The organism is Clostridium drakei (genome assembly GCF_000633595.2).
In the GTDB taxonomy this organism is placed as follows: domain Bacteria; phylum Bacillota; class Clostridia; order Clostridiales; family Clostridiaceae; genus Clostridium_AM; species Clostridium_AM drakei.
Genome location: NZ_JIBU02000012.1, coordinates 240,468 through 264,369, shown reverse-complemented (window position 1 = coordinate 264,369; position 23,902 = coordinate 240,468). Strand labels below are relative to the sequence as shown.

General features: G+C 28.6%; 20 protein-coding genes. 5 read left to right on the top strand and 15 right to left on the bottom strand.

Annotated features, from left to right (window positions below; genetic code table 11):
• The first annotated feature begins 96 nt into the window (after nucleotides 1-96).
• A complete protein-coding gene (locus tag EG57_RS0206885; RefSeq protein WP_032076502.1) occupies nucleotides 97-828 on the top strand; it encodes a protein kinase family protein in 732 nt (243 codons plus the stop codon).
• A 95-nt stretch (nucleotides 829-923) separates the two neighbouring features.
• On the opposite strand, the gene recQ is transcribed toward EG57_RS0206885, so the two are convergent.
• Nucleotides 924-3,059 carry a DNA helicase RecQ gene (recQ, locus tag EG57_RS0206880; protein WP_032076501.1) on the bottom strand — a complete coding sequence of 712 codons (2,136 nt, stop codon included), beginning with the start codon at nucleotides 3,057-3,059 and terminating at the stop codon, nucleotides 924-926.
• A gap of 526 nt (nucleotides 3,060-3,585) precedes the next feature.
• The gene (locus tag EG57_RS0206875) at nucleotides 3,586-4,011 is read right to left on the bottom strand and encodes a hypothetical protein (RefSeq protein WP_032076500.1); all 426 of its coding nucleotides are present in this window, start codon (nucleotides 4,009-4,011) and stop codon (nucleotides 3,586-3,588) included.
• A gap of 244 nt (nucleotides 4,012-4,255) precedes the next feature.
• Here EG57_RS0206875 and EG57_RS0206870 point away from each other — a divergent pair, with 244 nt between their 5' ends.
• A complete protein-coding gene (locus tag EG57_RS0206870; protein ID WP_032076499.1) occupies nucleotides 4,256-5,110 on the top strand; it encodes a cation diffusion facilitator family transporter in 855 nt (284 codons plus the stop codon).
• A gap of 155 nt (nucleotides 5,111-5,265) precedes the next feature.
• Here the strand turns inward: EG57_RS0206870 and EG57_RS0206865 are convergent, their stop codons facing one another.
• The 11 genes from EG57_RS0206865 to EG57_RS0206815 all read right to left on the bottom strand — a co-directional run bounded on the left by EG57_RS0206865 (nucleotide 5,266) and on the right by EG57_RS0206815 (nucleotide 15,609).
• Nucleotides 5,266-6,345 carry a uroporphyrinogen decarboxylase family protein gene (locus EG57_RS0206865; RefSeq protein ID WP_032076498.1) on the bottom strand — a complete coding sequence of 360 codons (1,080 nt, stop codon included), beginning with the start codon at nucleotides 6,343-6,345 and terminating at the stop codon, nucleotides 5,266-5,268.
• A 2-nt stretch (nucleotides 6,346-6,347) separates the two neighbouring features.
• Nucleotides 6,348-7,031 (bottom strand): corrinoid protein, encoded by a 684-nt coding sequence (locus EG57_RS0206860; RefSeq protein ID WP_029160050.1) that lies wholly within the window; start codon nucleotides 7,029-7,031, stop codon nucleotides 6,348-6,350.
• Nucleotides 7,032-7,437: 406 nt separating this feature from the next.
• Nucleotides 7,438-8,814 carry a sensor histidine kinase gene (locus EG57_RS0206855; protein WP_032076497.1) on the bottom strand — a complete coding sequence of 459 codons (1,377 nt, stop codon included), beginning with the start codon at nucleotides 8,812-8,814 and terminating at the stop codon, nucleotides 7,438-7,440.
• Nucleotides 8,805-9,464 carry a response regulator transcription factor gene (locus tag EG57_RS0206850; RefSeq protein WP_032076496.1) on the bottom strand — a complete coding sequence of 220 codons (660 nt, stop codon included), beginning with the start codon at nucleotides 9,462-9,464 and terminating at the stop codon, nucleotides 8,805-8,807. Before EG57_RS0206850 ends, EG57_RS0206855 begins: the two co-directional genes overlap by 10 nt.
• A gap of 83 nt (nucleotides 9,465-9,547) precedes the next feature.
• Nucleotides 9,548-10,318 carry a lantibiotic immunity ABC transporter MutG family permease subunit gene (locus EG57_RS0206845; protein WP_032076495.1) on the bottom strand — a complete coding sequence of 257 codons (771 nt, stop codon included), beginning with the start codon at nucleotides 10,316-10,318 and terminating at the stop codon, nucleotides 9,548-9,550.
• A 1-nt stretch (nucleotide 10,319) separates the two neighbouring features.
• Nucleotides 10,320-11,081 (bottom strand): lantibiotic immunity ABC transporter MutE/EpiE family permease subunit, encoded by a 762-nt coding sequence (locus tag EG57_RS0206840; protein ID WP_032076494.1) that lies wholly within the window; start codon nucleotides 11,079-11,081, stop codon nucleotides 10,320-10,322.
• Between the two features lie 5 nt (nucleotides 11,082-11,086).
• Entirely contained in the window at nucleotides 11,087-11,794 is a 708-nt protein-coding gene (locus tag EG57_RS0206835) for a lantibiotic protection ABC transporter ATP-binding protein (RefSeq protein WP_032076576.1), read from the bottom strand.
• 278 nt (nucleotides 11,795-12,072) lie between these two features.
• Nucleotides 12,073-12,543: a DUF6773 family protein gene (locus EG57_RS0206830; RefSeq protein WP_032076493.1), complete on the bottom strand. Its 471-nt coding sequence runs from the start codon at nucleotides 12,541-12,543 to the stop codon at nucleotides 12,073-12,075.
• A 2-nt stretch (nucleotides 12,544-12,545) separates the two neighbouring features.
• On the bottom strand, nucleotides 12,546-12,740 hold the full coding sequence (locus tag EG57_RS0206825) for a helix-turn-helix transcriptional regulator (protein WP_029160057.1): 195 nt from the start codon (nucleotides 12,738-12,740) through the stop codon (nucleotides 12,546-12,548).
• 260 nt (nucleotides 12,741-13,000) lie between these two features.
• Entirely contained in the window at nucleotides 13,001-14,149 is a 1,149-nt protein-coding gene (locus tag EG57_RS0206820) for a DEAD/DEAH box helicase (RefSeq protein ID WP_032076492.1), read from the bottom strand.
• Nucleotides 14,150-14,166: 17 nt separating this feature from the next.
• Nucleotides 14,167-15,609 carry a DEAD/DEAH box helicase gene (locus tag EG57_RS0206815; RefSeq protein WP_032076491.1) on the bottom strand — a complete coding sequence of 481 codons (1,443 nt, stop codon included), beginning with the start codon at nucleotides 15,607-15,609 and terminating at the stop codon, nucleotides 14,167-14,169.
• A 253-nt stretch (nucleotides 15,610-15,862) separates the two neighbouring features.
• Between EG57_RS0206815 and cooS the strand changes: the two genes are divergently transcribed.
• Genes cooS through EG57_RS0206800 form a run of 3 tightly spaced genes read left to right on the top strand, consistent with a single transcriptional unit; the run spans nucleotide 15,863 to nucleotide 19,450 of the window.
• Nucleotides 15,863-17,740, top strand: a complete 1,878-nt coding sequence (gene cooS, locus EG57_RS0206810) for an anaerobic carbon-monoxide dehydrogenase catalytic subunit (RefSeq protein ID WP_032076490.1) — start codon at nucleotides 15,863-15,865, stop codon at nucleotides 17,738-17,740.
• A gap of 22 nt (nucleotides 17,741-17,762) precedes the next feature.
• Entirely contained in the window at nucleotides 17,763-18,227 is a 465-nt protein-coding gene (locus tag EG57_RS0206805; protein WP_032076489.1) for a 4Fe-4S dicluster domain-containing protein, read from the top strand.
• The gene (locus tag EG57_RS0206800; RefSeq protein WP_032076488.1) at nucleotides 18,215-19,450 is read left to right on the top strand and encodes an NAD(P)/FAD-dependent oxidoreductase; all 1,236 of its coding nucleotides are present in this window, start codon (nucleotides 18,215-18,217) and stop codon (nucleotides 19,448-19,450) included. Before EG57_RS0206805 ends, EG57_RS0206800 begins: the two co-directional genes overlap by 13 nt.
• 176 nt (nucleotides 19,451-19,626) lie before the next feature.
• On the opposite strand, the gene EG57_RS0206795 is transcribed toward EG57_RS0206800, so the two are convergent.
• Nucleotides 19,627-19,812, bottom strand: a complete 186-nt coding sequence (locus tag EG57_RS0206795) for an alpha/beta-type small acid-soluble spore protein (protein ID WP_032076487.1) — start codon at nucleotides 19,810-19,812, stop codon at nucleotides 19,627-19,629.
• Nucleotides 19,813-20,159: 347 nt separating this feature from the next.
• On the bottom strand, nucleotides 20,160-23,882 hold the full coding sequence (pglX, locus tag EG57_RS0206790; RefSeq protein WP_032076486.1) for a BREX-1 system adenine-specific DNA-methyltransferase PglX: 3,723 nt from the start codon (nucleotides 23,880-23,882) through the stop codon (nucleotides 20,160-20,162).
• Nucleotides 23,883-23,902: the final 20 nt, after the last annotated feature.

Below are 23,902 nucleotides of genomic sequence, written 5' to 3'. Positions count from 1 at the left end.
AATAATTGGAAGTGTGTTTTCTTCCAAAAGTCATTCCCATAAACATTATTCTCATTCTGACCATAATCACTATCGTCATAAAAGACATCGCAGCTCATGGTCTTAAATTTATTTAAAAAGGATAAAATATATTTGCCTGGTGAACAAATTGACAAATATACCATAGTAAAAATAATTGGCGAAGGCAGATATGGAATTTGTTATTTAGTATCTAATAACAATAAAAATTATATATTAAAACAACTAAAAAAAGAAATGCTAAAAAAGATAGGAAAAAAAGTCTGCTTTGAAGAAGAAATATTGAGTTCCGTTAATCATAACTGTATACCACGATTTATAGAAAAAATAGAAAAAGATAAATTTTCAGGTTATATTTTAGAATTTAAAGAAGGCAAAACATTTGAAGAAATAATTTTTAAGGATGACTATATTTTTAGAAGAAAAGAAATATATAAAATTTGTTTTCAGTTAATCAGCATTTTAAAGTATTTGCATAGTATGGGTATTGTTCATAGGGATATACGAGTACCAAATACACTATATAATAATGGTAAAGTTTATTTATTAGATTTTGGATTAGCTAGATGGATTAATGATGAACGCTATACTATAGATGAGGATTTTTCATATCTAGGTGATTTTTTGTTACACTTATATTACACATCCTTTGAAATTGTAAATAAAAAAAGTAAACCTTGGTATGATGAATTAAATTTGTATAAAGAAGAATTGATGTTTTTGAAAAGGCTTATGGGTATTGAAAAAAAATATAAAAGTTTGGATGAATTAGAACATGATTTCTTATGCTTTAAACACTATGCAATATAATTGACCACATATTTATATAAAATATGTTAGCAGGAAATAATTAAAAATGCGTTGGTTTAAAGCTCTCTCTTTTATACCAACGCATTACTTTTCTTTTATGCAGAATTTTTCATTTTGCATAAAGCTGCTTTTATAGCAGTATAGCTTACCTCTTCTGGAAGCATTTCTTTTATATTTCTTAATTTTGTACTATCTGACTTTTCTATAGCTTGAAAAATGCATTCTTCATACTCTTTTGGTATGAAAAAATCTAAATTTACATCCATTCCTTCCATAGCACATCTCATTATATGATCCTCAATAGTCATAAATTTTAAGTTTCTTTCCTTGCTTATTTCTTCTAAGGATTTTCCTTCATTAAACATATTTAAAGTTACAACATGACTTGGAACATCATGTTTTTCAGACAAATCTTCCATTAATTCTTTACTAGTTTTATTCGAAACCTTTTCTGAAGGATGTTCTTCTATATAAGCTCTTATGGTATTTAAAAATTCTTCTCCATATTTTCGAAGCTTTGATTCTCCAACACCTTTAATATCAAGAAATTCTTCATCATTTTCAGGAAGTTTTTCACTCATATCCCTTAAAGCTGCATCTGCAAAAATTATATAAGGAGGTACTGCTTCTCTTTCCGATATAGCTTTTCTAAGAGATTTAAGCAGCAAAAAAAGAGAGTTTTCTTGAACGACTTTCTTATTAGCCTTATGAATTTTTTGAAATACATTTTCTTCACCTTTAAGAACACTTACTGCTTTTTCCTTAAGCCTTACTACAGGAAATTGGCTTTCAGTAAGATATAAATATTCATCTGCTATAAGTACATTTATTAAATCCTTTATTTCCTTTACAGTATAATTTTTCATTATTCCATAGGTAGAAAGTTTTTCAAATCCGAAATCTAACACTTTTTTATCCTTTGAACCTCTCAATACCTGTGATACTAAAACAGTCCCAAACCTCTGCTTCATACGAGCTATGCATGAAAATATCTTTTGAGCATCTATAGTTATGTCTGAAAGCTCCGTCTCGTCCTTACAAACACTACAGTTATCACAAAACTCTGGCACATCAGTTTCTCCAAAGTATTCTAAAATAAATTTTCTAAGGCATTTAGTAGTATGACAATAATCAACAACATCCTGGAGCTTCCTGTATTCATTAATTCTTCTTTCTTCTGAAAATATGCTTTGTTCTATGAGAAACTTTTGAAGCATAATATCCTGAGCTCCAAATAATAAAATACATTCACTTGGTTCTCCATCTCTTCCTGCACGTCCTGCTTCTTGATAATAGGCTTCAATATTCTTAGGTATATTATAATGTATAACATATCTTACATTAGATTTATCAATTCCCATTCCAAAGGCATTAGTAGCCACAATTATATTTACATTATCATACAAAAAATCCTCTTGAGCTTTTGTTCTAGCTGTATCACTCATACCTGCATGATATTTTCCTATAGAATAACCTTTCTTTTTAAGGGATTCATAAATATTGTCCACTTCTTTTCTAGTCCCGGCGTAAATTATTCCAACTTGATCTTTATTATTTTCTAAATATTTAAGTAAATAATCTTTCTTATTTTCTCCTCTAACCACAGAAAAATATAAATTTTTTCTATCAAAACCTGTAGTATACACATTAGAATCTTTAAGACCCAAAAGTTTTACTACATCTTCCTTAACTTCATTAGTTGCTGTAGCTGTAAAAGCTGAAACTATAGGTTTATGATCCAATTTTTTTATTAATGGTGCAATAGACCTATAACTTGGTCTAAAATCATGCCCCCATTGTGAAACACAGTGACATTCATCTATAGCAATCATTGATATATTAAGTGTCTTTATAAGTTCACAAAAGCTTTCAGATTCCAATCTTTCTGGTGCAACATATAAAAGTTTCGTATATCCACTTACTGCCATTAATATTCTTTCCTGAAGTTCATACTGGTCTAATGAACTATTTATAAAACTTGCCTTTACTCCTATATCATTAAGAGCATCTACTTGATCCTTCATAAGAGATATCAATGGAGATATAACTATTGTTATCCCCTTCATTAAAAGAGCAGGTATTTGATAGCATATAGACTTACCTGCACCTGTAGGCATTATAGCAAAGGTATCTCTTTCTTCCAATATACTATTTATTACCTTTTCTTGACCTTCTCTAAAACTATCATATCCATAATATTTTTTTAACAAAACTTTAGCCTCTTCAAGCATTAAAAGATAGACCTCCTGAATTTATTTGTATATCTTAACAATAATACTAACCTCTATAGATTAAAAATATTCAAATTGTAATATTTATTTTCTATTTCTAATGACAATAATACATCATCAAATCTATAACATCAAGTCCCCCTATACATGGTAAGGATTTTATATCCACCACTTTTCTTTTATTTTTTGCAATGAGACTTTCAAATTTGACCAAAATATAGTATACTTTTAAAATATAATTCAATTCACTCAAAAACTAAAGAATAATTTTGGAAATATGATTCCTGTAAATACTTTATTTATCAATGTTACAGGAAGTTTTTTATTAGCTCTTATAACTACTGCAGCCCTGGAAAGCTTTAAGGTAGGTACCGATTTAAAGCTAGGTATATGCACAGGCTTTTAGGTGATTATACTACTTTTTCTACATTTATATATGAAACTAGGTTTATTGTTACATTAAAAATATTTAGTGAGTATGTAGATTAACTTACATACTCACTTATTTTACTTTATAATTATATTTTTAAATGATAAGAAACTTTTTAAAGAGTAGATGAAATAAAATTAGAGCTATCAATATAAATGATAAAATTCTATGTATCTTTAACCAATGTCCTCTCATATTTCTATTTATAAAAAATCCGTATATACCAAGTAAAGCTACTACAATCATCACTATTAATGCTGTAAGTCCTGGTATGGATAGTCCCTTTGTAATATACATTAAATACAAATGTCCTAGTACTGCTATAGAAGCTATACTGCCTGCCATTTTGTGATATTTCACAACATATCTCATAACCATTCTGTAAAAATCAGAATAGCTTTTTTTATCCTTAGGAATCCTGTTTATATACTTTTTATTAATATATTTCATAAAGAAATTAAGTAAAGCTATTCCATACCCCCAAAAGCTTATCCACCCCAACATCTTTCCAAATTCCTTCACTTTATCACCTCCTGTAAAATTTATGTATATTGTATCATGCAAAGTTATTTTTCACAAATACTTTTTATTATTTAGTAATATATGTTTTCTCACTTTTAAAGCAAAATAGTTAATAAAAGTACTAAAATTATACGTTTTTTAGTGCTATTTACTTCATTGTAGCATTTTCATTTGCTAAGCATATATTATTTAATAAAACATAAGTAATCTTGTAGTACTTAAGGAAAACAGGAGGCTACACAAAATGAATAAAAAGAAAGCAGCTCTTTTATCTATAGTATCAAATTCTACCCTTTTAATTTTAAAATTTGTAGCTGCTATATCAATAGGTTCTATAAGTGTTATGTCTGAAGCCATTCACTCTTCTATGGATTTACTTGCAAGTTTCATCGCATTTATTTCTATAAAAAAAGCTGCTATGGCTGAGGATGAAGAGCACCCTTTTGGACATGGTAAATATGAAAATGTTTCTGGTTTTGTAGAGGCACTTCTCATACTTTTTGCAGCAATTTTAATTATTTATGAAGCTTTAAAAAAAGTAATTTGCAGCTCTAGTATAGAAAATGTTGGTCCTGGTTTACTAGTGATGTTTGTATCTGCTTTTGTTAATTTCATAATTTCTACTGTACTTATGAAAATATCAAAGAAAACAAATTCTATTGCTCTAGAAGCAGACGCTCTTCATCTATTGACAGATGTAGCCACAGCTTTAGGTGTATTTTTTGGACTTATACTTGTAAGAATCACTGGACTTTCAATAATAGACCCTATAGCAGCTATATTAGTAGCCTGTCTAGTTATCAAAACTTCTATAGATTTGATAAAAAAATCTTTAAATGATTTAGTTGACAGTAAACTTTCTGATGAAGATATAGAAAAAATTGTAATAATCATAAACTCTCATAGAGACATTACAGGTTATCACAGGCTTAGAACAAGACAGTGCGGAGAAAATAAACAAATAGATATTCATTTAATAATCAACAGAAATTTTTCATTAATAGAAGCACATGATTTATGCGATAAGATTGAAAGTGAAATAAAAGTATCTCTTCCTAAATCTTATGTATTAATTCATGCAGAACCTTCATATAAATAAATTCCTGAATAAAAAAATCATTGTTTAGTCAAATTTCTCACGTACAAAATGTGGACTTGAGATAAGCATAATGCGACGTAAGTTAAAGTGTAGTGAAAGTTACTTCACTTACATACACTTACGCCGCATTATTTTTAAACTTCAAAAATTGAATTCTATTTTACTATCATTCTTTCCAAATTTTCTTTATTCACTGGATATCCAATTTCCCTAGCAGTATCCATCATTGTCTGTATATTTTCTAAAGGTGTTTCTACAGGAAGACTGCATCCTGACATTATAACATATCCTTTAGGACTGTCATAACCTTCCATAACGCTATTTATTACAGCATTTCTTACTTCATTTTTTGTACCTGCATACATAACATTAGATGGATCTATGTTACCTATTACCTTCATTTTGTCCCCTAGAGCCTTTTTACAATCAGAAAGACTTACTATATTATCCATACTAAAACCACCTACACCTATAGATGCCATTTCTCTTATGTCAGGCCATATTTTTTCTGTCTTTCCACATATATGCAAAACACAAGTTTTACCTCTTGAATTAATAAATTCTAAGAGTCTTCTTAAATAAGGAAGGCAGAAAGTTCTAAAATGTTTAGGACTTATTATAGTAGAAGAAGACAGAGGTTCTGAAATAGTAGGTGAAAATCCTATATCCATTATAACCTTAGCATACTCTATACAAGTTTGAAGTGAAATTTCACAAAGTTTATGTACTGCTTCTGGATCTTTAAAAAATAATTTTGTCATTTTTTCAATACCTATAAGAAAAAAAGCATTAGTAAATGGACCTACAATACCTCCTGAACAAGGAACCTCTTTCCCCAATTCATCTGATAAATATTTCATAGCTTCTACAAACACTGGAAGTCTTCCATCTTTATAAGGATTAGCAACTTTTATTTTATCAATATCTTTTATATCACTAATTGCAGGTCTCAAAAGATCTGCTGTATTATCTTCAGGTAACAAAATTTTAGCTCCCATAGCCTCTGCCCAAACATAAAGGTCAGTAAAAACTCTAACTCCATCCATTCCAAATTTTTTGTAAGCAGCTATTTGTGCTTCAGCTATAGCTTTACCACTAGTATTAAATTCTGAAATTTTACAACCATAAATACGAGCCACTCCGTTTGCTATATTGGGGTTACAAGGTAATCTATCAACAATTTCTCCTTTACTCAACGCTATAGCTCTCTCCATAGGAGTCATTTGATCCTTCATATTTAAACCCCCTGAACTAATTTGGTATTTAAACCGTTATCATTAATTTTATTTACCAAAGTTTTTGCAAATTTAGCAGCTTTTGAAGCATCTGTAGTATATCCATCCGCTCCTATTTTATCTGCATAACTTTGTGATATTGGCCCTCCTCCTATCATAACTTTTACTTTATCTTTCAATCCTTGTTCTTTTAATATATTTATAACTTCAGCCATACCATCCATAGTTGTAGTCATAAGTGTAGATAGAACTATTATAGATGCTCCTACTTCTTTAGCTTTTTCAACAAAATCTATTGGAGGTATATCTCTTCCAAGATCTATTACTTCAAATCCCTCTGTTTCCATCATTATTTTGACAAGATTTTTACCTATATCATGAGTATCACCTTGAACTACTCCTATTACTACTTTTTCCTTAACTTCATTTTCATCTTTCTTTAAATGAGGTTTCAATACATCAAGTCCTGCATACATAGCATCTGAACACATCAATAATTCTGGAATATAATACTCTCCTTCTTCATAAAGTTCACCTGCCTTGTTCATGCCATTAGCTAATCCTTTATCTATAGCTTCATAAGCATTTACATTATTTTCTATGCATTGTTTTGAAATTTCTACAGTTTCATCTTCTTCCATATCAACAACTGCATCTGATAATTTTTTAATTAATTCTTCTTTCATCTTTTCATCTTCCTTTCAAGCTCATATAATTATATTTAATTTATATATTTATCTAGCATTTTTATTTTTATATTTAATTATGTATAAATTCTGCACCCTCTTTCTCAAAATGCCCTATACTAATTGTATTTACTTTTATACCAGTTAGACAATGATTATTTGCAAATTTAATAGATATACCTCCTTCAATTATTGTTTGTTATACAACTGCTTTGAATAGAAAATGAAAAACAGCTCATCAAAAGCTGTTTTTTAACAATATATTCTCAAATTTAACATTCGTATAATAAGCACAACACGAAGCAAAGCTTCGCAAGTTAAGAACTAATAGTGAAGAGTTAATAGTTAAGGATAACTTTTAGATATCGTAAAAAATCTACATTAACTATTAATTATTCACTATTAACTAAAAATTCACAGGCACCTTAATTACAACTTCTCCTCCACCTGTAATAGATGAATTTCCAATATGAAGCTCCCCACCATGTTTCTTTACAATGGAATCAACTATATATAGGCCCATACCATAATGAGTTTTAGAGTTTCGACTTTTATCACCTGTATAAAATTGTGTTATGGCAAATTTAATATCTTTTTCCGAAAATCCCTTACCACTATCTGTAATGGTAAAACAAATGTTGTCCTGTAAGCACTCTATTTTAAAATATATTTTACTATCCTCTTTTGAGTAATCAACTGCATTAGAAATAACATTCATGATTGCTCTATACATTAAACTATAATCAATGTTAATTTCATTTGGTAAATCTTCCTCTTTAGATTCAACCTGTAACTTTTTTATACATGCAAAAGTATTTAATTGCTCATGAATACTATTTACAAATTCTTTTGTATCTACCTTTTTCAAGTGTATTTGAAAACCTTTTTCCGCTTTAGAAAGTTCAATAAGTAATTTTATATATTTTTCAATTTGATTGGCATTTTTATGAATAAAATTTGTATATTCTTGTTGATCTTCATTTAAAGATGAATCTATTAATAATTCAGAGTTTCCTTTAATAACTGCAAGTGGTGTTTTTATATCATGAGCAAGAGCTGAAATTTGCTCTCTTTTTGCTTGTTCAATACTCCATTTTTCGCTTAAGGACTTTTTTAATTCTTCTTTCATATCAGAAAGTGACAATAATACATCATTAAATTCCTTAATTTTAGAATAACCTATTTCAAAATCTAAATTCTTTTCTTTAATTTTCTCTACTACTTCAAGCAAAGGATTTAACTGATTTTTTATGTTTTTTGCATAAAGTGTTGAAATCAGAAAAATAATTGTAATAGATAAAAAAATAAGCATTAAGATCATCATTCCTTGAGGATTAGGTAACGTATCATTTAAAATATCAGAATTATATCTCATTACAATATAATATTGAAGTATACATACGCCATCTTTTCTTGGGATGCTATAATATTGCTTAATCCCTCCGCGATTATTGTATCCTTGTTTCAAAACATATTTTTTTGCTTCATCCAAATCCTTAGAATTCAAATCTGTTTTAATTACTTTGTAGCTTTTATCAAAAACTACAAATTTACATCCTTTAGGAATCATACTCTCTGTAACACTCTGCGTTGATTGAATTTGAGATTTTGAAGCTGCAGCTAAACCTTCACTATAATTTGCAGGCAAAAATAAGTTGAACCTTATAAGTAAAAAAATGATTCCAAAATATAATGCTAAAAAAACAATAAATGATATAATTAAAGTTAATAAATATCTAAAAAAAATTCTCCTAAAAGTAGGTACTTTTTTATTTACTGCCATTTATACCCAATCCCCCAAACTGTCTCAATTGGAGATAATTCAAAAATAGCAAGTTTTGCTCTTATATTTTTTACATGTTCTGCAATACTTGAGCTATCACTTTCTCTTTCATATCCATATACTGCTTCATAAATCTGCTCTTTTGTAAATACTTGTCCTCTATTTCGTACAAGAAACTCACAAATAGCATATTCGCTTTTTGTCATAGGAACTTTTCTATCTTGTATTATTATTTCTTTACTTGCCAAGTTAAATTTTATACCAGAAACAGAAATCATGTTATGTTTTTCTCTATTTTCTCTTCGTAAATGAGCATTAACCCTAGCACGGAGTTCTCCTGTACTAAATGGTTTTGTTATATAATCATCTCCACCTATTCCAAGTCCAAACATTATATCACTTTCCAAGGTTTTAGCAGTTAAAAATAATATTGGCGAGTCTACTAAGTCACGAATTCTTTTACATAATTCAAAACCATCTATATCCGGCATCATCACATCTAATAAAATTAGATCATATTTTGTATATTCATTAACCGATATTGCCTTTGCATCACTAACAGTTGTAACAACATGTTCATCCTTTGCAAGAACATTTTTAACAAGAACTAAAATATCTTTTTCATCATCTATTACAAGAATTCTTGACATAATATCATCACCTTTCAAATTAGTTGAAAATTCGAACTCCAACTGCATTCTTGTATCATATTATTTTTAAACCATGCAAAAGATTATTCCTCACACTTGCGGCCTTCCCAAAACTTAAACCATAAAAGTTGTAATATCAATATTACAAAAGTGTATGCACTCGTAATGAATGATGCTTTCCGAAGGTTGTATGAAAAATCAGGAATTTCTTTATGCATTGCTGCAGCCATAAAATTTAAAGTAGCAAAATCACAAAATCTTACACTCCATGCCCATGGAAGATACATCCAGCATCTATCTCCCAGTCCTGTAATCATTAAAGCAGCGATAAGCATTCCTGCAATTCCAAGAAAAATAGATGCACCTCTGCCAAACTTCAAACTAACCCAAAAACTCAATATATAAATAAATATATTACCAAAAACAATCCATACAAATGCTTGAAAATATAATGAATATGGAATATTTGATACATGCAGAAACAATTTTAATCCCAAAAGTACTGTACTAAGGGCTAAAAATAGTGAAAACATTCCAATAAGAATCAAAGTAAGCAGCTTACTTAGGCATGTAGTAATCCTTGATTTTGTACTTAGCAATACTTGAAATTGACCTGCTTGTTCCTCCTGGGAAACAACAATACCACAAATTATTCCAATTAGCAGCGGAAATAACATGCTAAGAGATTCAAAATAAAGTACATGCTTTTCTATAGTTTTTACACTATTAAATAAATTGTAACACATTAGAAAAACCAAAGCACCTAATACAGGAATTACAATGTGAATCCAAAATGTTTGGGTATGTTTTAACTTTTGAAAGTCAGCTCTTAAAGCTCTAAATAATGATAACATATTATATCACCTCCTGATTTTTAAACCAGCGTGATGTAGCAGTAATCAGTACAACAAACAACATAATAGATAAAATAATTCCTATAGGAATTACACCTGAATTAAGCATATAATCTTTTGCTCCTGGCATCTGCCCATTGGGAAGTATTCCAAGTATAGGACACATAAGACGGCTAGTCCAGCTGTAAGGACATATCCACCAGATGGATTTTACAGCCATTATGCTGTTAAGCGTTATACCTACTGCAACATTTAAGATAACTGGTACAAAAAATCCAAATTTCCTAGCTAAAAATAGACAAAGAGGAATTTGCCATAATGATGTTACTGCAATGACAACAGCTGCTGTTATTGCATTTATAATTGGAATGACAACTATATATTTTAAGGCAGAACTTGAAATAATCCTTGGTAAAATAAATTTTCCTACTAAGGCTGCTCCTAATGGCAAAATAATACAACAAAACAAAACATAAATAGCTATAAGCATAACTTTTGAAGTCCAAACTTTTTTTAAATCAATAGGCATAGAAAAAACAGCTCTATATTTAATTTTCTTTTCTTCCTTTTGATTTACAAGTGCACAGAGAACTGCAATACTTCCTGGCATCATCATCATATACCACCAATTAAATGTATTTAATTCATAATAAACTCCTGACATAATACCAAAAAACAATGTAATAATTGGAAAAATTAAAACAAGTTTTTTTGTCATTGTCTTTTTTAACTTTAAATTTTCTGCTTTTAAATATGAACTCATTTTAATTACCTCATCTCCCTTTTACTTTTTTTAACTACTTCCATAAAGAGAGTTTCTAAGTCTTCACCTGGATTGATTTTTCCTTCGTATCCTAAAATACCATTGCTTACAATACCAATATGATCTGCAATAAGTTCTACTTCTGACAGTATGTGGCTAGATAAAATAACCGTTATTCCTTGCTCTGGAAATGAACGAATAAGCGTTCTCAAATCTTGAATGCCTATAGGATCTAGTCCATTAGTAGGTTCATCTAAAATCAATAATTTAGGATGATTAAGTAATGCAATGGCAATTCCAAGTCTCTGCTTCATTCCCATAGAAAACTGTCCTGCACGTTTTTTTCCTGTATTTGTTAAATCAACAGTTTGGAGAACTTCATCAATACGGGATTCCTTAAGTCCTAAAAGTGTAGTTCTCACTTTTAAATTCTCTCTTGCAGTTAAATTTTCATATAACGGAGGTGATTCAATTAATGTACCAATATCATTTAAATCCTTTCTACTCCATGGATGTCCCTGAAAAGTGATTTTTCCCGAAGTCGGATACAGCATTCCTGTAATCATCTTTAATGTAGTAGATTTTCCTGCACCATTAGGTCCTAATAAACCATAAATTGAATTTTCTTTAATAGTAAGTGAAATATTATTTACTGCTAGCTGCCCCTTAAAATTTTTACATAAATTTTCTGTTTTTAAAATATACTTTTCCATTATTATCAATCCTCTCATTCAACTAGCTTCCAATCAAGTGATTCTTAGGTTCAGGTAGAGTTTACTTATAAGGAATTTCCTCTTCTGAACCTAAGAATCACTTTATAACTAGCAATCCATTATTTTCTAAGATGTCTTAATTCACAATTTATTATAAATATCAATTTTAAGGATTTTATAAGGATTTTATAAAAAAAACTGTTCACTAACAATGAACTAGCCTTATCTAATAGATCTTGTTCAGCTCATTGTTAGTGAACAGCTTTTTATTCAAACATTTATTCTTTTATGTCATCATCAAACTTGTTCTCAAGTTTTTCACTCCTGCGTTTACTTAAAATGTTTAGTACAAAGGAAATAGCAAATACCTCTAATATTGAAATAATAAAAATAATAATTAAATCCATTATACTAAGGCTAATTCCATTCCTTTTAAAATTTAAAAATTCAGATACAACCGTATTTGTAAGTCCAATTACAACACTATTAATAATAATCATCCTATTTTTTCTGTGATTATCGATTCCAAAAGGGCTATTACCAATTAAAATATTTCTAATCATAATATAGAAGGATGCTCCAAAGAAAGCAATAAATTCTATAGCATATTCTGAAAATGAAGCTTTAAATATAAATTGTTTTACAAGCGTTGATCCAATAAGAAATATCATAACAAATGTAAATGTCTCACTTATTATTTTCCGTTTTTCTGCTATTACCCTTTCATCCTGTATTATATTACTTTTCATATTTATTCCTCCCAAAATAATTCATCTAGTGTCTTGCCAAGTGCTTTGCATATAGAAACACATAATTTAAGAGTAGGATTATAATTACCAGATTCAATCATACCAATTGTTTGTCGGGTAACACCCACTTTTTTTGCTAAATCTTCCTGTTTCATATCACATTGAATACGAGCCATTTTCATACGTTTATTCTTCATTGAAATCCTCCTCTTAGGATATATTGTAATATATACATAACTTAATGTCAATTATATATTTCATTTTATTTAAAAATCATTATATATTAAATTAATAAGGTATTAATTTAATAACCATTTCATATGCATTTATACACTAATCAGTACCCTCTCACGCTATCCATAAATTTAAATTTCAAAAAACTTTTTAGTATAAAAACGATCCTAGTAACTTTTACGTTACTAGGACCATTGGAAAGTTATTTTTTAATAAAAACCTTTTATCTATAGTCAATTATTTTTCCTTTGTACATGTCTTTTAGATTTATTTTTATGTTAAAAGTCTTTTCATATTGTTTAATTAACCCCTGCTCTCTATCTGTAAATATACATATAGATTTACCAACCTTACCAGCTCTAGCTGTTCTTCCTGCTCTATGAAGATAGTTATCAGTATCTTCTGGTATATCATAGCTAAAAATGCACTCCACATCCTGTATATCAAGACCTCTGGCTGCTATATCAGAAGCTACAAGTAAATTAATTTTACCTGCCTTGAAATCTTCTAAAGCTCTTTTACGTATTTCTTTATCTGCAGTTCCGTATATAGCTTCTGATTTTATTCCATGATAATTTAGCTTTTCAGTAAGTATTTCTATTTCATCAGGTTTATTTACAAATACAATAGCCTTTTTAGGATTTAATATGTGAAAAACCTTTCTTAAAATTAATATTTTATCTCTTTGCTCACATTTAAAACACATATGTTCTATATTTTCATTCATAGAAGTTTTCCCCTGTGTTCTTATAACTTCATATTCTTTCATTAAAGTTTTTGCTACATCTAAAGTTCTTTCATCTATAGTTGCTGAAAAAAACATTAATTGCCTATCCTTTAATGTAGTTTTTATTATAGCCTTAACATCCTCTACATTGTTTTTATCTAAAAGTTTATCTGCCTCATCAACTACAATGGTCTTTATCATATGTGCTTTCATTTTTTTAAGCTTAATAAGTTGAAGTATTCTACCCGTAGATCCCACTACTATATGAGGTTTATTGTTTTTTAAATTTTCTATTTGCTTTTTTATATTTATATTTCCTATTATAGCCGCTGATTTAACTGGTACTTCTGAATCTTCAGCTAAAGTTTTTATCACATCATTCACCTGAATTGCAAGTTCATGTGTAGGTGTAAGTATAAACGCCTGCACTGCTTTACTATTTGTATCTATATTTTGAAATATAGGAGCTAAATAAGCTAAAGTTTTTCCGCTGCCTGTTTCTGCTTCCCCTACTATATCTTTGTTCAAAATAGCCTGTGGAATTGCTTCTACTTGTATTTCTGTTGCATATTCAATGCCTTCTTTTTTTAAACCTTCTGTTATTTTTTCATTTATACCTAATTCTTTAAATAAAGTTTTTGTCATGTGTTTTTAACTCCTTTTTATTTACTAGCTAATTCTACTTTAACTTTTTTACCTTTAATAGTGCCCTCACTAAGAGCCTTTAATACCTTCTCACCATTTCCTTCTAGTATATCAATATAAGAGTGAGTGTCATGAATATCTATAACTCCTATTACTTCTGCACTAAGTCCAGTAGAATTTGAAATAGCTCCTACTATATCTCCCGGTCTAATCTTCTTTTTCTTTCCTGCATTTATGTATATCTTTGTTATCTCTCTGTTTAAATCTGCAGTTTTTCCCTTTTTAAGCGGTTTTATTTTGTTTTTACTTAAAAAAGCTTCTTTATTTTCATTTGCGTCTTTTTCTGTTGGAAGTTCACATTTTTGTATTTCCATTTGTATATAATCTTCTATTTCACTTAAAAATCTATCTTCATTTGGAGTAGAAAATGTTATAGCAGTACCTTTATTTCCTGCTCTACCAGTTCTTCCTATTCTATGAATATAACTTTCCTTTTCCATAGGCAAATCATAATTTATTACATGAGTAACATTATCTATATCAATACCTCTAGCAGCTACATCTGTAGCTATAAGGAATCTAAATTCTCCTCTTTTAAAACTATTCATTGTATCTAATCTTTCATTTTGAAGCATTCCACCATGTATTTTATCACAAGAATATTTTTCTGCCTTCATTCTGCTTGTAACGTAATCCACATTATTTTTTGTTCTACAAAATACTATTGCAGTATCTGGATTTTCCATATAAAGCAAATTTCTAAGTAACGAAAATTTGTTATTCTCTTCTATAATATAACATTTTTGTTCTATGTTATCTACCGTAAGTTTCTCTGGAGTTATTTCTATTTTAGCTGGATTTTTCATGTATTTTTTTGATAAATTTTCTATTGCTTCAGGCATAGTAGCTGAAAAAAGCATATTTTGTCTACTTACAGGAATATTTTCTATAATTTCACTTACTTCCTCTATGAATCCCATATTAAGCATTTCATCAGCTTCATCTAAAATTAAAAACTTTATATTTTCTAGGTTCATATTTCCTCTTTTTATGTGGTCCAAAGTTCTTCCTGGAGTCCCAACTATTATATGTACTCTCTGCTTTAATTCTTTTTTTTGTGTGTCCATAGGCTGTTTACCAAAAATAGCTGCACATCTAATTCTTTTAAATCTTCCTATATTACTTATATCTTCTTTTATCTGAACTGCCAACTCTCTAGTTGGAGTTAGTATTAATGCCTGAGCTTCATTTTCTTCTATTTCCATATGTTCACATATAGGAATAGCAAAGGCAGCAGTTTTTCCACTTCCAGTTTGAGACTTTACTATAACATCTTTTCCCTTCAGAATTAAAGGTATTACTTGTTGTTGAACCTTAGAAGGTTTCTTATATCCTATATTTTTAATGGATTTTAGTATATCCTGCCCTAATCTAAAATCTTCAAATTTTATTTCACTCATATTAGTATTTTCCTTTCTTATTATATCCACTTTTAAAATTCTTTAACATATAGCTTTACTATTATATCACACAATCATATTATATGTAATTTTATCTAATATTAACGTTAATCAATATTGTTATATTGACAAAAATCACTAAATAGTTTATATTTATTCTATGGATAAGTATTATTTGTAAGTTACACATATCCTAAAACAAGCAATACTAAACAATAAATAATATTAATAATTTATATTTGGAGGTTTTATAATGTCAAATAACAAAACTTGTAAATCAGCAGATACTGTATTAGAAAATTTTATAAGCTCCTTAGATGTAGAAACTTCTCATCACAGAGTAGAAGATCAAAAGATTAAATGTGGATTTGGACAACTTGGAGTCTGTTGTAAGTTATGTTCTAACGGTCCATGCAGAATAACTCCTAATTCTCCAAAGGGAATATGTGGTGCTAATGCTGATACAATAGTTGCTAGAAACTTATTAAGGGCTGTAGCTGCAGGTTCTGGATGTTATATTCATATAGTAGAAACTACAGCTAGAAATGTAAAAGCCATAGGTGAGACTGGTGGAGAAATAAAAGGAGTAAATGCACTTAATACTCTGGCAGAACAATTTGGCATAACAGAATCTGATCCTCATAAAAAAGCTGTATTAGTAGCTGATGAAGTATTAAAAGATTTGTACAAACCAAAATTCGAAAAAATGGAAATAATAAACAAGATAGGATATGAACCTAGACTTAAATATTGGAATAAACTTAATATAATGCCTGGTGGAGCTAAATCAGAAGTTTTTGATGCAATTGTAAAAACGTCTACAAATTTAAATAGTGATCCTGTAGACATGCTTTTAAACTGTTTAAAACTTGGAATATCTACTGGAGTATATGGACTTACTTTGACTAATTTACTTAATGATATAGTTTTAGGTGAACCAGCAATAAGAGCTGCCAAAGTTGGTTTCAAAGTTGTAGATAAAGATTATATAAATTTGATGATAACAGGCCATCAACAATCTGTAATATCACACTTAGAAGAAGAACTTATAAAACCTGAAGTAGTAAAAAAAGCCAAAGAAGTTGGAGCTAAAGGTTTCAAATTAGTTGGTTGTACTTGTGTAGGTCAAGATTTACAACTTAGAGGAAAACATTATGATGAAGTATTTTCAGGACATGCTGGAAATAACTTTACAAGTGAAGCTTTAATAGCTACTGGAGGCATCGATGCAATAGTATCAGAATTCAATTGTACTCTTCCTGGAATTGAACCTATTGCAGATAAGTTTATGGTTAAAATGATATGCCTAGATGAAGTTGCTAAAAAAGCTAATGCAGATTACTTCGAATATTCCTTTGAAGATAGAGAAAAAATAAGTGATTATATAATAGGCAAAGCCCTTGAAAGTTATAAAACACGAAGATCTCAAGTTAAAATTAACGTTCCAGAAAACCATGGTTTTGATGATGTAATAACAGGGGTAAGTGAAAATTCTCTTAAAGCATTTTTAGGCGGAAACTGGAAAGCTCTAGTAGATTTAATTGCTGTTGGTAAAATAAAAGGTGTAGCAGGAATAGTTGGTTGTTCAAACTTAACAACTAAAGGTCATGATATATTTACAGTAGAACTTACAAAAGAGCTTATAAAGAGAAATATAATTGTACTTTCTGCAGGCTGTTCTAGTGGTGGTCTTGAAAATGTTGGATTAATGTCACCATCTGCTGCTGAACTTGCAGGTGATAGTCTAAAAGAAGTATGCAAAATTCTTGGTATACCACCTGTTTTAAACTTTGGTCCATGCCTTGCTATAGGAAGATTAGAAATTGTAGCCAAAGAGCTAGCCGAATATTTAAAAATAGATATACCTCAACTTCCTCTTGTACTTTCTGCACCTCAATGGCTTGAAGAACAAGCACTAGCTGATGGATGTTTTGGACTAGCACTTGGACTTCCACTACATCTTGGTTCATCGCCTTTTATAGGTGGAAGTAAAGTTGTAACAAAAGTTCTTACAGAAGATATGGAAAGTCTTACAGGTGGAAAATTAATAATAGAAGATGACATAATAAAAGCCGCAGACGAGCTAGAACAAATCATACTTAAGCGTAGAAAAAATTTAGGACTTAGCTAAGTAAGATTGGAAGGTGTGCTTTATGAAAAGGATAATGATAAATAAAGATTTATGTACAGGATGTTTAAATTGTACCTTAGCTTGCATGTCAGAGCATAATGAAAACGGAAAGTCATTTTTAGACTTGGATTTAGAAGATACTTCTCTTGAAAGTAGGAATCATATATCCCTAGATGAAAAAGGTAATAAATTTCCTATTTTCTGTCGTCATTGTGATGAGCCCGAATGTGTTATAACTTGTATGAGCGGAGCAATGACTAAAGATCTTGAAAGCGGTCTAGTATCCTATGATGAAAATAAGTGTGCTAGCTGCTTTATGTGTGTCATGTCCTGTCCTTATGGAGTTTTAAAGCCTGATTTTAAAACTAAGAGCAAAATAATAAAATGTGATCTATGTACTAATAGAGAAATTCCAAGATGTGTTGAAAATTGTCCAACAGGTGCAATTTATTTACAAAAGGAGGATGGCGACTTATGCAATATTTAATAATAGGTGCCAGTGCTGCTGGAATAAATGCTGCTAAAACTTTAAGAACTCTTGATAAGGATAGTGAAATAACTATTATTTCAAAGGATACCTCTGTTTACTCTAGGTGTATGCTTCATAAATCACTAGATGGAAGCAGAACATTAAAAGAATTAAGTTTTATAGAGGAAGATTTCTTTGAAAAATACAATATTAACTGGATTAAAAATGCAGCAGTTTCTGATATTGATATAGACAATAAAAAAGTATTAATTGAAGATAAAAGTAGTTACAAATTTGATAAATTGCTCATAGCATCTGGAGCTTCTTCTTTTATTCCTCCTGTTAAAAATTTAAGAGAAGCTAAAGGAGTATATTCTCTTAGAAATTTTGAAGATGTTACTGCCATAGAAAATACACTTAAAAATACAAGAAATGTAGTAATACTTGGTGCAGGACTTGTAGGCGTAGATGCAGTTTTAGGTATTATGGAAAAAAATATTAAAATTTCAATTGTTGAAATGGGCGATAGAATTCTACCACTTCAACTAGACAAAAAAGCTTCATCCATGTATGAAAAACTTTTAAAGGAAAAAAATATTGGTCTCTTTACTTCTGTTAAACTAGAAGAAGTTATTTTAAATGAAGATGGCTGTGTAAGTAAAGCAGTACTATCTAATTCCACCACTTTAGACTGTGATATGATAATAGTTGCAGCTGGAGTTAGACCAAATGTAAATTTTATAAAGGATAACAGATTAAAAATTGAAAAAGGAATTATGGTAGATAAATACTGTAAAACAACTGCACCAGATATATATGCAGCTGGTGATGTAACATTTACTGCACCAATATGGCCTATAGCTGTAAAACAAGGAATTACTGCAGCATTTAATATGTCTGGTAAAATCAGAGAATTAACTGATACTTTCGGTATGAAAAATTCAATGAATTTACTTGGTTTAGAATGTGTTTCACTTGGAAATGTAAATCCTCCAGATAACACTTATGATGTAGATATAATTGAAGGACAAGGATTTTACAAGAAAATAATTCATAAGGATGGAATAATTTATGGTGCCTTACTCGTTGGAGATATATCTTACTGTGGAGTTTTAGGAGAATTAATAAAAAATAAAATAAATATAAAGCATATTGATAAAAACATATTTGATATCGATTATTCTGATTTCTATAATGTAGACTTAGATGGTCAATATAATTACAAATTAACTTCTAAATAACTTAAAACCTATAATATTAGTTAAACATTATTTTTAATACCAATTAACTAAAGGGTTTAGTACTAAAATTAACTTTATTAGTACTAAACCCTATTTCTTTATTTATAGAAAGTTACAAATATGAACCTTTCTTAAATAAATATCTTTTGATCTATCAAGAAAAATAATTTTAATTACTATAGTCCTTTTTCATATGCTTCTACCATTTTCTTGACCATATTTCCACCTATTGAGCCTGCTTCTCTTGCTGTCAAATCTCCATTGTAACCATCTTTTAAATTTACTCCTACTTCTTTAGCTGACTCCATTTTAAACCTATTTAAACCTTCCTTAGCTTCTGGTACTAATGTTTTGTATGACATAAAAACATCTCCTTTATAATAAATTTAATATATTTATGTGTGTATTAAGAGTTTGCGCAATTTTAATATTATTACCCTATTAAACTATATGTAAATATAGAAAACTTTTTCAAAAAAAATATTTTAATATTTTTATGTATAAAAAGTTCTTAAATGGTTAAACTTTACTATATATTCATTATGTAATAACTCCTTTGTAAAGTTATTCTAAGTTTAGTTGAAAATTTTCCTATGCTAAATTTCTCTAACTCTTAGAATAACTTATCCAATAATAAATATTTATATTTGTCCCATACATAGTTCAATTTAAATAAAACAGTCGAGATTAACTTCGAGGCTGTTTTATTCTATATCTTAAAAAATAAATCTTTTTTAACTTCTATTCCCTTAGAATTAGTAAATTTAATTAGCTGAAATTTTTCATAATTAACTTTAATTCCATCATCTAAATCAATAGATATTTTCTTGGCTGATAAATATTCTAAAAATTCTTCATATTCCTTACATTCTTCTATTTTTTCAGAAATTTTTTTAATATCTTTCTTTGCATTATTTACATCTTTAGTTGGATAATCTTTTGAAGAAGCTATACTATTTAACTTATTCATTTGCTTTATATACTTTTCTATAATTAAATGAATATAATTTTTTCTAACGTTTTGTATAATATCTTCATTATACCTATGAATATATATTAATGCACCAAAGCCTTCATTTTTACCAGACTTTAATAGCCAATAAATAGGTTTTTTCTTATATATCTTTAAATGATCTTTATAAAAATCCTTTAAAAAATATCTTTTTATACACTGCTTTGAAGTTTCAAAGGTTTTTCTTCCTATAGAATCTGCAATAAAGTCTAAATTTTCATTTAAAGTTTCTTTGCCATACAAATCCTTAACAAAATTAATAAATCTTAAAAATATATCATCCTCAAAACATTCTTCTTCTGTCATTGGAATAATGCTATTATCTATACTTCCATTATAAATAAGCCCTTTTTTATAAGTGGAATATCTTCCAAACATACAACCCACTGCAAAAGATATAAAAGATTTAATATCCCTTTCCTTATCTGCTCTTCTAATGGTTATGTCCTTATCTTTAACTTCAGGTGTTAATTCTTCCTGAAATCCATATATTCCAATGAGCATTTTATTTAATTCTTCTTCATTCTTCTTTAATTTTTCAAATTGCTTATGTGCAAAAGACTTCCAAACATCAAATCCACATGATATGTATTTATTACATAAATTTTTTTCATCTCCACTTATATCTGATTCAAGCTCTCCACTCTTAATTAATAAAAATGGATGCCATTTAAAGTCCCAAGAAGTTTCAAATAGATCCCATTCATTTTTACTTATAATTATATTTTCATGAACTAAATTTTTAATCTTATAACTTATTTCTTTCTGAAATATCTTTTTACTTACAGGAACATTCTTTATATCACCTACTTGGATATTGTAAGTTGGATTCATTATATCCAAAAACATCTTAGATATCTTGCTGCATAACAATGCCAAAACTATATTAATTTGTTCCTCTTTTTCAGAAAAAATAGATGAACCTGCCACATCAAATATAAATCCATTTTGACAGTACCTTGCGCCTATGTCTTCTGATATAAATGTGTAAGTTAACCCTTTTTTAAAATAAAACTTCTCATTTTTTATAGTTCTACTATAGGATTTATACAATTTAGCTGCATACTCTTTTACTTCTTTGCCATCATTTTCCCAATTTATTATAAATTCATTATTTCCATACCACTTTCTATATTCTCCACCTTTATTATATGGAAACCACTTTTTCCCTGAATTTTGTGCTTCTTCTGAGTTATTAGCATCAAATTTAATTTTATTAATATCAACTTCAAACCATTGTCTTAAAAATCTCTTATTATCTGAAGTTGCCATGCCCTGTCTTGGTTTTGCCAATTCACTTAAAGGCTTAAAAGAAGAAAATACCTTCAATATGTTTTCGTTAACCCAGTAAGCAAAAGGTTTACTAGGAATTATAAATAATTGTTTCAAGGCCAGTTCATAAATTTCTCTTTTTGAAATATTACTGCATATCTCTTTTAATTTAATATTTTTTTCTTCACTACTATTTTCCTTTGTAAGATTTATTACTTTAGTTTTATATGAGCAATTAGAATAATTTCTACTTACATATGCCACATTTTGAACAATAGTTCCAACATTTTCTTCAAAAGCTCTAGTCCCCAAATGAAGCATATTTATGAAAGTAGATTTATCCAAAAGCCAACTTCTAAATTCCATAAAACTAGATAAAAACATCCATGAATGCTGATTAATCATAGACACTATCCCATATTTTTTACTGTATTTTAAACATACTTCCATATAAACAGAAAATAAATCATATTTTGATATTGGAAAATTATTAATTAAAAAATCTGCTAATTTACTGTTTATTCCTCTAAGTCCCATGTAAGGTGGATTAGTAATAACCACATCATATTTCATGCTCATTATTTTCCCTTGTTTTATGAGCAAAGGCATTTTATCTAAAATCAGTTTTCTATAATCTCCAAATATGAAATTATCTTCTTTTTTTATTTCCTCTATTCTACTCTCTAATGCTTCAAAGTTAATTTTCCTTACTTCAAGTATTGAACCATATTCTTTAGCATTATTGAATACCTGTATTAAATATTCAACATCTTTCCTTAAACTATATTCTCCTACTTCCAAGCTATCCTGACTTTTGCCTACCCTTGAGTTTTTTACTGTGTTCTTTGAACTTTTAAATGTGCTATTTATACTTTTTTTCAACACTTGTGAACTACAAAAGTAATCTATTACTTCTTTGTTTATTTCATTACTTTCTTCTATTGAACAAATGTTTAACTTTAACCCATCTCTTTGTATGTCCTTAAATAATTCTTTATTATAATATCTTGCTTTCATTTTCAATGCAAAAGAAGCTAGTTTAGTTACTTTCTCATCTATGTCTAAGCCATATATATTATTTCTAAGTATAAGTCCTGGTATTTCTCTTATATTATAACCTGCATCAATGTATATTTCGTAAAGTAAGTCAAAAGCATAAACTAATATATGTCCACTTCCCATACAAGGATCTAATATTGTTATGCTTTCTGGAGATATATTACTTTTATATTTTCTAATTTTATCTAATTCTTCTTCTACTTCTGTTTCTTGATTAGATTCTTCTAAATAATATTGCCATCTCTCCTTTAATAAGTCTGTATGGCACTTTCCAAGTTTACTGCTAGTACATTTTTCATTATCTATATATTCACTATCCCCTTTAAATTTATCAATCCATAATCTTCCCAATGAATTTTCTACCATATATTTTACAATCCACTTTGGAGTAAACAGTTGTGTAGCTGCGGGTATATTTTCTTTTTCTATTTTCACATTTTCTTTTAAAGCTGCAAAAACTTCATCCTTTTTTTCTGATATGTAATATTGGTACATCCAACCTATAACTTCTACCCCACATAAACCTTTGTAATCTTGTAGAAAATTATTTTCTTCTTTTAAACATTCTTCTTCAATATCTTCCACTAACCTTTTAATTATAAAATTCTCATCCAAAATGTTGTCCGGGATTAAAATTTCCATATAATCGATCTTATTTTGAAATATCTCAGGAATAACTTTTCCCAATTCATTGCATTTTTTTATTAAAATATATTTATATGATTTTGTCATATCATTTTGTTTTTCACTAGAAAACTTTTCTAGTTGAATATCTATTATTTTTTCTGTAAGGTAATTATTAACCTCCATATATCTCAAAGCAATAAATCTAAAAAACCATATACAGGCAACTTCTTCTATTATTTCTTCAAAGCCTTTTTGTTTTATATTATCAATCAAAGTTTTTATATATCTAATAGGAAAATCAATTATTTCTTCTTTTCCTCTTATTTTGAATCCATGCTGACATTGTTCCACTTCTGAAATGTTATTTTTTTCTATTCCTATTTTTAAAGCTCTTTCTGTTACTGCTTTTATTAAGTTTCTTCTAGCCCAAACCGAAAAGGATTTCACTTTAGTTTTATCCATAAACATTACCTTTCTTTATA

Excerpts from the sequence above, each read along its gene's own strand:
- EG57_RS0206885 (WP_032076502.1), top strand. The coding sequence starts at position 97 with ATGGTCTTAAATTTATTTAAAAAGGATAAAATATATTTGCCTGGTGAA.
- recQ (WP_032076501.1), bottom strand. The coding sequence starts at position 3,059 with ATGCTTGAAGAGGCTAAAGTTTTGTTAAAAAAATATTATGGATATGAT.
- EG57_RS0206870 (WP_032076499.1), top strand. The coding sequence starts at position 4,256 with ATGAATAAAAAGAAAGCAGCTCTTTTATCTATAGTATCAAATTCTACC.
- EG57_RS0206865 (WP_032076498.1), bottom strand. The coding sequence starts at position 6,345 with ATGAAGGATCAAATGACTCCTATGGAGAGAGCTATAGCGTTGAGTAAA.
- EG57_RS0206860 (WP_029160050.1), bottom strand. The coding sequence starts at position 7,031 with ATGAAAGAAGAATTAATTAAAAAATTATCAGATGCAGTTGTTGATATG.
- EG57_RS0206855 (WP_032076497.1), bottom strand. The coding sequence starts at position 8,814 with ATGGCAGTAAATAAAAAAGTACCTACTTTTAGGAGAATTTTTTTTAGA.
- EG57_RS0206850 (WP_032076496.1), bottom strand. The coding sequence starts at position 9,464 with ATGTCAAGAATTCTTGTAATAGATGATGAAAAAGATATTTTAGTTCTT.
- EG57_RS0206845 (WP_032076495.1), bottom strand. The coding sequence starts at position 10,318 with ATGTTATCATTATTTAGAGCTTTAAGAGCTGACTTTCAAAAGTTAAAA.
- EG57_RS0206840 (WP_032076494.1), bottom strand. The coding sequence starts at position 11,081 with ATGAGTTCATATTTAAAAGCAGAAAATTTAAAGTTAAAAAAGACAATG.
- EG57_RS0206835 (WP_032076576.1), bottom strand. The coding sequence starts at position 11,794 with ATGGAAAAGTATATTTTAAAAACAGAAAATTTATGTAAAAATTTTAAG.
- EG57_RS0206830 (WP_032076493.1), bottom strand. The coding sequence starts at position 12,543 with ATGAAAAGTAATATAATACAGGATGAAAGGGTAATAGCAGAAAAACGG.
- EG57_RS0206825 (WP_029160057.1), bottom strand. The coding sequence starts at position 12,740 with ATGAAGAATAAACGTATGAAAATGGCTCGTATTCAATGTGATATGAAA.
- EG57_RS0206820 (WP_032076492.1), bottom strand. The coding sequence starts at position 14,149 with ATGACAAAAACTTTATTTAAAGAATTAGGTATAAATGAAAAAATAACA.
- EG57_RS0206815 (WP_032076491.1), bottom strand. The coding sequence starts at position 15,609 with ATGAGTGAAATAAAATTTGAAGATTTTAGATTAGGGCAGGATATACTA.
- cooS (WP_032076490.1), top strand. The coding sequence starts at position 15,863 with ATGTCAAATAACAAAACTTGTAAATCAGCAGATACTGTATTAGAAAAT.
- EG57_RS0206805 (WP_032076489.1), top strand. The coding sequence starts at position 17,763 with ATGAAAAGGATAATGATAAATAAAGATTTATGTACAGGATGTTTAAAT.
- EG57_RS0206800 (WP_032076488.1), top strand. The coding sequence starts at position 18,215 with ATGCAATATTTAATAATAGGTGCCAGTGCTGCTGGAATAAATGCTGCT.
- EG57_RS0206795 (WP_032076487.1), bottom strand. The coding sequence starts at position 19,812 with ATGTCATACAAAACATTAGTACCAGAAGCTAAGGAAGGTTTAAATAGG.
- pglX (WP_032076486.1), bottom strand. The coding sequence starts at position 23,882 with ATGGATAAAACTAAAGTGAAATCCTTTTCGGTTTGGGCTAGAAGAAAC.